Genomic DNA, 7117 nt, shown 5'->3' with positions numbered 1-7117 from the left:
TAAAAAGAACAAAGAAGATAACAACGTAGCCTTGTGACGTTGGCGTTTACCATTGGGAATATGCACATCTCCACCTATGACTGGGGGCTTCAGTTATAGGTGAAGAGTGTCGGGTGTGCGTTGTTAAAGCGCAAAGTTAGAAGTTTTCGTTCATGTAGTGCAGAGCACCCTGCACACCCCGTCGTTCCAATATACGACAAGCGATAGTTACTTCCCGCACAAAACGTTCATCTATGGGAAGGTAATCTCCAAAGATGGAATGCAGCTTGAAGAAGGCTTTTGTGCGCGCTTCCAGATTATTGGGGTAGGTCTCGGCGGTCAGCTTAAGCTCTGCTGCCATCGGGTCTTCAATAACCGTGTCAGGATCAGACACGTACTTCATCCAGGCCGCCAGCCCCAGTGCCAGAGGAGCGTAGCTGGAGTTGTGATCCAGATGCCAGCAAATGGTTTCCAACCAGCGCTGGGTGATTTTCTGGGAACCGTCCATCGCAATCTGGCTGGTTTTGTGAGCCAGCTCGGTATTTGCAAACCTCTGCAGTAGCTGTTCAGAATAAGCCTGCAAATTCTGATAGGCGGGAACATCCAGAGTCTCTGCTGCGCATTTCATCAGCTTCTGGGTAGCTTTGCGAAGCTCAGGGTCGGATACCGCCTCACTGATGGTGGTGTGATGACCAAGGCTGCCAAAGTAAGCAAGGAACGAATGTGCACCGTTGTGCATGCGCAGCTTCATCTCTTTGTAGGGGCGAACATCCTCTACAAAGGTTACCCCGGGAACATCATCCCAGTCTGGGCGACCCATCACAAAGTTGTCTTCGATAATCCACTGGCGGAAGCCCTCACATACGACAGCAGCTTTATCTTCAACGCCCAACTTATTCTTCACCATCTGCAGGTCTTCCTGAGTGGTTGCAGGAACAATGCGATCCACAACGGCGCTGGGGAAGGTGCACTGCTCATCGATCCAATGGGCCAGGTCATCATTTACAGCAGTAGCAAACAGCAAAACCGCATTGCGGGTGCGCTTGCCGTTATCGGGAATATTGTCACAGCTCAGGACTGTGAAAGGCTTGATACCTGCTGCCCGTCGTGCAGCCAGTGCAGCTACAAGAATACCGATAGCAGTTTTAGGATGCTCCGGGTTGGCCAGATCGTGGACGATCAGCGGGTGATCCAGCAGCAGCTCACCTGTGGCCATATTCGTGCAATAGCCTTTTTCGGTGATGGTCAGCGTAACAATGCGGGTGTCTTCCTCGCTCATCTTCTCAATCAATGGAAGGCGGTCGTCTTCTGCATGGAGGGAATTCACGATAGAGCTGACCAGCTTGCATTCCCGGTGCCCGTCCGGGTGAATCTCTGTTACGGTGTACAGGTTGTCTTGAGCCTGAAGGTTTTCTACCAGAGTTTTGTCCCCCAGAATGTTGGCGGATGTGATACCCCAGTTTCGCTGACCGGACACAGCCATAAATTCATCGCTAATCAGCGCCAGATGACCACGGTGAAATGCGCCTAAACCAAGATGTACGATGGCTGGCTGAATAGCCTCTCGACCAGAGAGTCTGTATGAAACCTCAAGTTTTTCTGCAGTTGTTGTATTGAGCATGGTTCAGTCCTGTTCTTATTCATCAGCCTGCCCTGATTATTATGAAACTGTACGGCCTTCACGTTGTTTTGCATCAATGCTTGAGTGTATAAGTCCCCCTGTGCCATAAATAAGACTCATAACAAATTCAAAATGATATATGGCTCACATTGCCCTTGCCTGGGAATTGGGAGGTGGGTTCGGACACCTTTCCCGCCTGAAAACATTAGCCGGAGAGCTGCTGGCTGCAGGGCATCAGATCACACTGATAGCCCGCCACCTTGAACCTGCCCGTGAAGTTTTTTCGCCACTGTTTCAGCAGTTTGGTCGTGTCGGCTATGTACAGGCTCCGTTCTACAATGGTCATCTGCCAAACTCTCTGGAACAGACACCCGCTTACGTCCATGTGCTGTTTAACGTGGGATATGGCGACTCAGAGGTTCTGGGCAGGCTGGTGAGCAACTGGCACCGCCTTCTCTGTGAGCTGAAGCCGGATATGCTGATTGCCGACCACAGCCCTACAGCATTGATGGTTTCCCGCGATATGGCGATTCCCAGAATTAATTTTGGCGATGGGTTTACCTGCCCGCTGCCAACCTATCCACTTCCCACGCTCCACAATGCACTGCCCCGAAGTGTGATAGAAAACGACGAAGCCCATGTGTTGAGCGACTGTAATGAGGCTTTAGAAGCTCAGGGTATCAGCCCGATGAAGGAACTGGCTGATATCTACCGTGTTAACGAAACATTTTTAATGACACTGAGAGAGCTGGATCATCTCGGTTCCCGCCCGCAAGTCAACTACGGCGGTGTTCTTTTTCCTGAGTCCGTACAGTTTGAACACCAGAAGCCGGTTTGGCCTCCGGTCTATGGCCCTAAAATTTTTGTTTACTTAAAACCTCGGGAGTATTTAGCCGCGCAGCTTGAAGTGCTGGAGCAAACGGGTCTTCCTGTACTGGCCTGCATTCCGGACGTGCCTTTTGCTCTGGTGGAAAAGTACGCTAACAGGCCGTACGTAAAACTGTTGCACAAACCCCTGAACACAGGCTTGGCCCTACGGGAAGCTCAGTTGGTTGTAAGTCACGGAGGTCATCAGCTGACTGCGGAATGCCTGATGGCTGGCACGCCCCAGATTCATCTGCCTTTGCACCTGGAGCAGCAGTTGCTGGCGCATCGATGCCGGAAAACGAACTGTTCACGGTTCGCGCATCCTTCAGAATTAGGGCTGGTTTTACCTCAGGTTCTGGAAAACCTTCAAAACATATCCCATAGGGCACAACAGCGCGCCTTTCAAATCTCCAGACATCAGCAAAAACACTCCCTTGGTCGTTGCATAGCACTGATAAATTATTGGTTAACCGGTTAACCCTGATTCGTTCCTGCTGACTGTTGTTGTAGTCTGACGGATTATTCTTAGCTGTGTTGTATAAGAGGACGTAATGATCCAGGTTATTGGTCATACCAATCCCGATTCCGATAGTATCTGTTCTGCACTGGTAGCGGCCGAGTGGCTGAAAGCTGCCCGTGGTGAGGACACTGTAGCTCTGGCTCAGGGCGAAGTGACTGGCGAAACTGCCTTTATTCTTGATCAGGCTGGCGTTCAGGCTCCAGCTATTTACGACACAGTGGCTGGCCAGAAAGTATGGCTGGTGGATTTCACTGATCTGTCCCAGGCACCTGCCGGTATTGAAGAGGCGGAAATTGTGGGCATCGTGGATCACCATCGTCTGGGTGATGTGACCACCAAGAACCCACTGGAAGCCTGGATCTGGCCTGTAGGCTGCTCCTGCACCATCCTGTACAACCTGCACAAGCTGGAAAACGTTGAAATCTCCCGTTCCCAGGCGGTTCTGATGCTGGGGGCAATTTGCAGTGACACTGTCGCTTTTCGCTCCCCGACCTGCACTCAGAAGGACAAGGGTGCTGCTGAAGCACTGGCCGAAATCGCCGGTATCAATCTGGAAGAGTTCTGCGACCAGCTGATGCGCGTAAAAACCAACCTGGAAGGTCTGAGCATCGCCAGCCTGGTTGATCGCGACCTGAAGAAATACCCTTTCGAGGAAGAAGCGGTTGTTGTTGGTCAGATTGAAATCGCCAACTTCGAGCAAACCAACGACAAGCTCGCCGAGCTGCAGGCTGAACTGAAAGCCCGCTGTGAAAACGATGGCCTGAAGCTGGCTGCACTGATGGTTACCAACATCACCACGTCCACAACTCAGCTGCTGTTCCAGGGGGAGTGGAGTACTCGTCTGGCAGAGCACGCCAAAGAAGACAACATGCTGGTGATGGAAAACACCCTGAGTCGCAAGAAACAGGCGTGGCCCTGGCTGCAGACTGTTCTGGCTGGTTAATCGCTGGTTAGATGGAAACGCCCCGCTTTTGTGGGGCGTTTTTGTATGGTTGTTCAGGCGAGGCGGGCGGCAATATATCTGTTTAGACTGACCCCTTGCTCTGTTGCTTCCAAAACAAGTTTCCGGTGAAGATCCGGTAAAATTCGCAGTACAAACTGGCCTGAAAACTTACGTTCAGATATTGGTTCAGGTACAACTTCACCGGCTGAGTGCATCTCTGCGACAGCATCACCAACCACGCTGACAATACCGTCCATTGCTTCTGATCGAGTCTCTGCCAGCCAGGAGAGACTGGGAAACTCTGCACACAGGCCTACAAATTCCTTATCCTCAGCAGACCAGGTGACTCGATAGGTATAATGCTCATGATTAACCATGATTCATTGCCTCCAGTTTATTTATGGCTTCCAGCACCTGAGAAACCTGATAGTTCTTAGCCTTTCCATTCTTGCTTTTCTGGATATTTATCCGAGGATCTCCCTTCCATGGGGTTTTGTAGACCCTGTGACTGCTGCCCAATTGTCTGGGTGAACCAAAGTACTGATCACAGATCTTCTCCAGATCATCGAATCGAACATCACATGGATTGTGGCGGAGTTTATCCAGCAGCTTTTGCCATTTACTCATTTTAATGTAGTACTACTATGGATACTACATTAAAGTGGAGGTTCCCTGATTTGCCAGAAGACTTTTGTTACTGCTCAGTACTGGCCTTTTGCTGTGGCAACTTAACAGAAATCAAAGCCGCAGCCGCAACAAACCCTGCCGAAACCCAAAGACAAAACACCAGCCCGGACATCTGAAACAGCCACCCGGAAAGCACTGTGCCAATCAGGCGCCCCATGGCATTAGCCATGTAGTAAAAACCTACATCCATGGATACACCATCTTCCCGCGCATAAGCGACAATCAGATAAGAGTGCAGGGAAGAGTTAATGGCAAACACAGCGCCAAACAGCAGTAAGCCAGCAACAATCACAAACTGAGGGTTCCAGCCCGACTGTACGCCATAGGCGACTACCGCCGTAATAACAGCAAGCCCGGCAGCCCAAATCATAGCCGAGCGACCATCGCTGTTCTGACCAGTAATCTTCGGCGCAATACCCTGAACAAAGCCGTAACCAATCACCCATAAGGCGAGAAAGCCACCGACCTGTTCACTGCTCCAGCCAAAGGTGGAACCAAGATAAATCGGCAGGGCGATAACAAACCAGATATCCCGAGCCCCAAACAGAAACATACGGGCAGCGGAGAGAATATTAATAGGGCCACTCTTTGAAAATATCTCAGTAAACTTGGCTTTCGCCTTTGCTTTGCCGATGTCCTGATCCAGCATTCCCAAACTCAGTGTCAACACAGCGGCCAGCACCAGAGCCATAATTACCATCGCGAACTGGAAGCCCACAAGTGCCAGTAATAAACCGCCGACAAAGAACCCCAGACCTTTCAGAGCGTTCTTGGAACCGGTCAGCACCGCAATCCACTGATAAAGCTTGCCCTGACCGCCATCTTTCACCAGCATTTTGATGGAACTCTTGGCGCTCATTTTGTTCAGGTCTTTGGCGATACCCGACAAAGCCTGCGCCGCCATCACCCAGGGCACAGAGAGCAGGGAAGCGGGAGCCGTCAGCATACCCAGCGCCACAATCTGCATCCCGAGGCCGATATTCATTGTACGGTTTAACCCCAGCCTTGCCCCCAGCCAGCCGCCGGTGAGGTTAGTCACCACACCAAAAAACTCGTAAAACAGAAACAGCGCTGCTACTTCCAGCGGGGTATAACCAAGCTGATGGAAATGGAGAACCACCAACATACGCAGCGCGCCATCGGTGATGGTGAAGTTCCAGTAATTGAAAGTAATCAGCAGGTACTGGCGAACAGATCGATCCAAACCAGAGAGCGGAAATAGGATTTTATTGTGTTTATTCATACACGTTAGAAAGTTAAAGCATAGGATGACGATGTTTTGGAGGTCAGGGTTCGGGTTTGTCTTTCAAAGGCCATGGATGGCCTGCGAGCGACTCAGACCAGGGATGGTCTGGTGGAGCGGAAAGATAAACCCGAATCCTGACCGATTGCACTTATTGTATTAATCCAGCAGGCTCTAACTACGGCCAACCTTAAGAGCCAGCTCCGCCGTACGACACGCGTAGCCCATCTCATTGTCATACCAGGCGTAAATCTTCACCATACGATTGTCAACAACCATGGTGGACAGCCCATCAACGATAGATGAACGACGATCACCACGGTAATCAATAGACACCAGAGGGCGTGCCTCAAAGCCCAGAATACCTTTCAGCTCATTCTCAGCAGCCTCTTTCAGCAGAGTATTCACCTCCTCAATGGAGGTATCCCGAGCCACATCAAACACCATATCGGTAAGAGAAGCGTTCGCCAGGGGCACACGAATAGCATGGCCATTCAGTTTGCCCGTCAGCTCAGGGAAAATCTGAGTGATCGCCTTGGCAGAACCCGTAGTCGTAGGAATCAGGCTCATACCGCAGGCACGGGCACGGCGCAGATCTTTGTGGGGCGCATCAAGGATTGTCTGAGTGTTAGTAATGTCGTGAACCGTAGTCATAGAGCCACGCTCAATACCTAACTTCTCCTGAATCACTTTTACGACAGGTGCCAGGCAGTTCGTGGTGCAGGAAGCCGCCGTCACAATGCGATGCTTCTCAGGGTCATAAAGGTTATCGTTCACGCCCACCACGATATTCTGTACTGAGTCGTCTTTCACAGGGGCCGACACCACAACCCGCTTAACCCCCTGAGCCAGATACTTGTCCAGATGCTCACGGGTTTTGTGCACGCCGGTGCACTCAATCACTAAGTCGCAGCCCGACCAGTCTACGGCATCAATATCACGTTCCTGAGTGCAGCGAAGAGTTTGACCATCCACAACAATTCCATTGTCGGTGGAGGAAACCTGATTGTGCTTCCAGATGCCCTGCACAGAATCAAACTCCAGCAGGTGGGCCAGAGTTGCAGCATCGCCCGCTACATCGTTGATCTGTACAAATTCAAACTCTTTATTCTGAAAAGCGGGCCAGTCGAAAGCTGCACGCATAACCAGTCGACCAATACGGCCAAAACCATTGATACCCACTTTGATAGACATAATCTGTCCCTGTCGAGAGAAGAATCAGCTCGTCATAATGCACTAACTGCAGACTGGAAGCAC

At 51.0% G+C, this 7117-nt stretch carries 7 protein-coding genes; 2 read left to right on the top strand and 5 right to left on the bottom strand.

The window, feature by feature from the left end:
• Positions 1-136 precede the first annotated feature (136 nt).
• The gene (locus tag E1189_RS03870) at positions 137-1600 is read right to left on the bottom strand and encodes a mannitol dehydrogenase family protein (protein ID WP_155158754.1); all 1464 of its coding nucleotides are present in this window, start codon (positions 1598-1600) and stop codon (positions 137-139) included.
• Between the two features lie 139 nt (positions 1601-1739).
• On the opposite strand from E1189_RS03870, the gene E1189_RS03865 reads away from it, so the two are divergent.
• Positions 1740-2945 (top strand): glycosyltransferase, encoded by a 1206-nt coding sequence (locus E1189_RS03865; protein WP_155158753.1) that lies wholly within the window; start codon positions 1740-1742, stop codon positions 2943-2945.
• Positions 2946-3018: 73 nt separating this feature from the next.
• Entirely contained in the window at positions 3019-3930 is a 912-nt protein-coding gene (locus E1189_RS03860; RefSeq protein WP_155158752.1) for a manganese-dependent inorganic pyrophosphatase, read from the top strand.
• Between the two features lie 53 nt (positions 3931-3983).
• On the opposite strand, the gene E1189_RS03855 is transcribed toward E1189_RS03860, so the two are convergent.
• The 4 genes from E1189_RS03855 to E1189_RS03840 all read right to left on the bottom strand — a co-directional run bounded on the left by E1189_RS03855 (position 3984) and on the right by E1189_RS03840 (position 7054).
• Positions 3984-4307 (bottom strand): type II toxin-antitoxin system HicB family antitoxin, encoded by a 324-nt coding sequence (locus tag E1189_RS03855; protein WP_155158751.1) that lies wholly within the window; start codon positions 4305-4307, stop codon positions 3984-3986.
• A complete protein-coding gene (locus E1189_RS03850) occupies positions 4300-4557 on the bottom strand; it encodes a toxin HicA (protein WP_155158750.1) in 258 nt (85 codons plus the stop codon). The genes E1189_RS03855 and E1189_RS03850 overlap by 8 nt, the downstream gene beginning before the upstream one ends.
• Positions 4558-4624: 67 nt before the next feature.
• Positions 4625-5860 (bottom strand): organoarsenical effux MFS transporter ArsJ, encoded by a 1236-nt coding sequence (gene arsJ, locus E1189_RS03845; RefSeq protein WP_155158749.1) that lies wholly within the window; start codon positions 5858-5860, stop codon positions 4625-4627.
• 174 nt (positions 5861-6034) lie between these two features.
• A complete protein-coding gene (locus tag E1189_RS03840) occupies positions 6035-7054 on the bottom strand; it encodes an ArsJ-associated glyceraldehyde-3-phosphate dehydrogenase (RefSeq protein WP_155158748.1) in 1020 nt (339 codons plus the stop codon).
• Positions 7055-7117 lie beyond the last annotated feature (63 nt).

Origin of the sequence: Parendozoicomonas verongulae, from assembly GCF_009711465.1 — a bacterium.
Classification (GTDB): domain Bacteria; phylum Pseudomonadota; class Gammaproteobacteria; order Pseudomonadales; family Endozoicomonadaceae; genus Sansalvadorimonas; species Sansalvadorimonas verongulae.
Note: the sequence above shows the minus strand (reverse complement) of the source record. Positions and strands in the feature narration are given on the sequence as shown.

Excerpts from the sequence above, each read along its gene's own strand:
- E1189_RS03860 (WP_155158752.1), top strand. The coding sequence starts at position 3,019 with ATGATCCAGGTTATTGGTCATACCAATCCCGATTCCGATAGTATCTGT.
- E1189_RS03855 (WP_155158751.1), bottom strand. The coding sequence starts at position 4,307 with ATGGTTAATCATGAGCATTATACCTATCGAGTCACCTGGTCTGCTGAG.
- arsJ (WP_155158749.1), bottom strand. The coding sequence starts at position 5,860 with ATGAATAAACACAATAAAATCCTATTTCCGCTCTCTGGTTTGGATCGA.
- E1189_RS03850 (WP_155158750.1), bottom strand. The coding sequence starts at position 4,557 with ATGAGTAAATGGCAAAAGCTGCTGGATAAACTCCGCCACAATCCATGT.
- E1189_RS03840 (WP_155158748.1), bottom strand. The coding sequence starts at position 7,054 with ATGTCTATCAAAGTGGGTATCAATGGTTTTGGCCGTATTGGTCGACTG.
- E1189_RS03865 (WP_155158753.1), top strand. The coding sequence starts at position 1,740 with ATGGCTCACATTGCCCTTGCCTGGGAATTGGGAGGTGGGTTCGGACAC.
- E1189_RS03870 (WP_155158754.1), bottom strand. The coding sequence starts at position 1,600 with ATGCTCAATACAACAACTGCAGAAAAACTTGAGGTTTCATACAGACTC.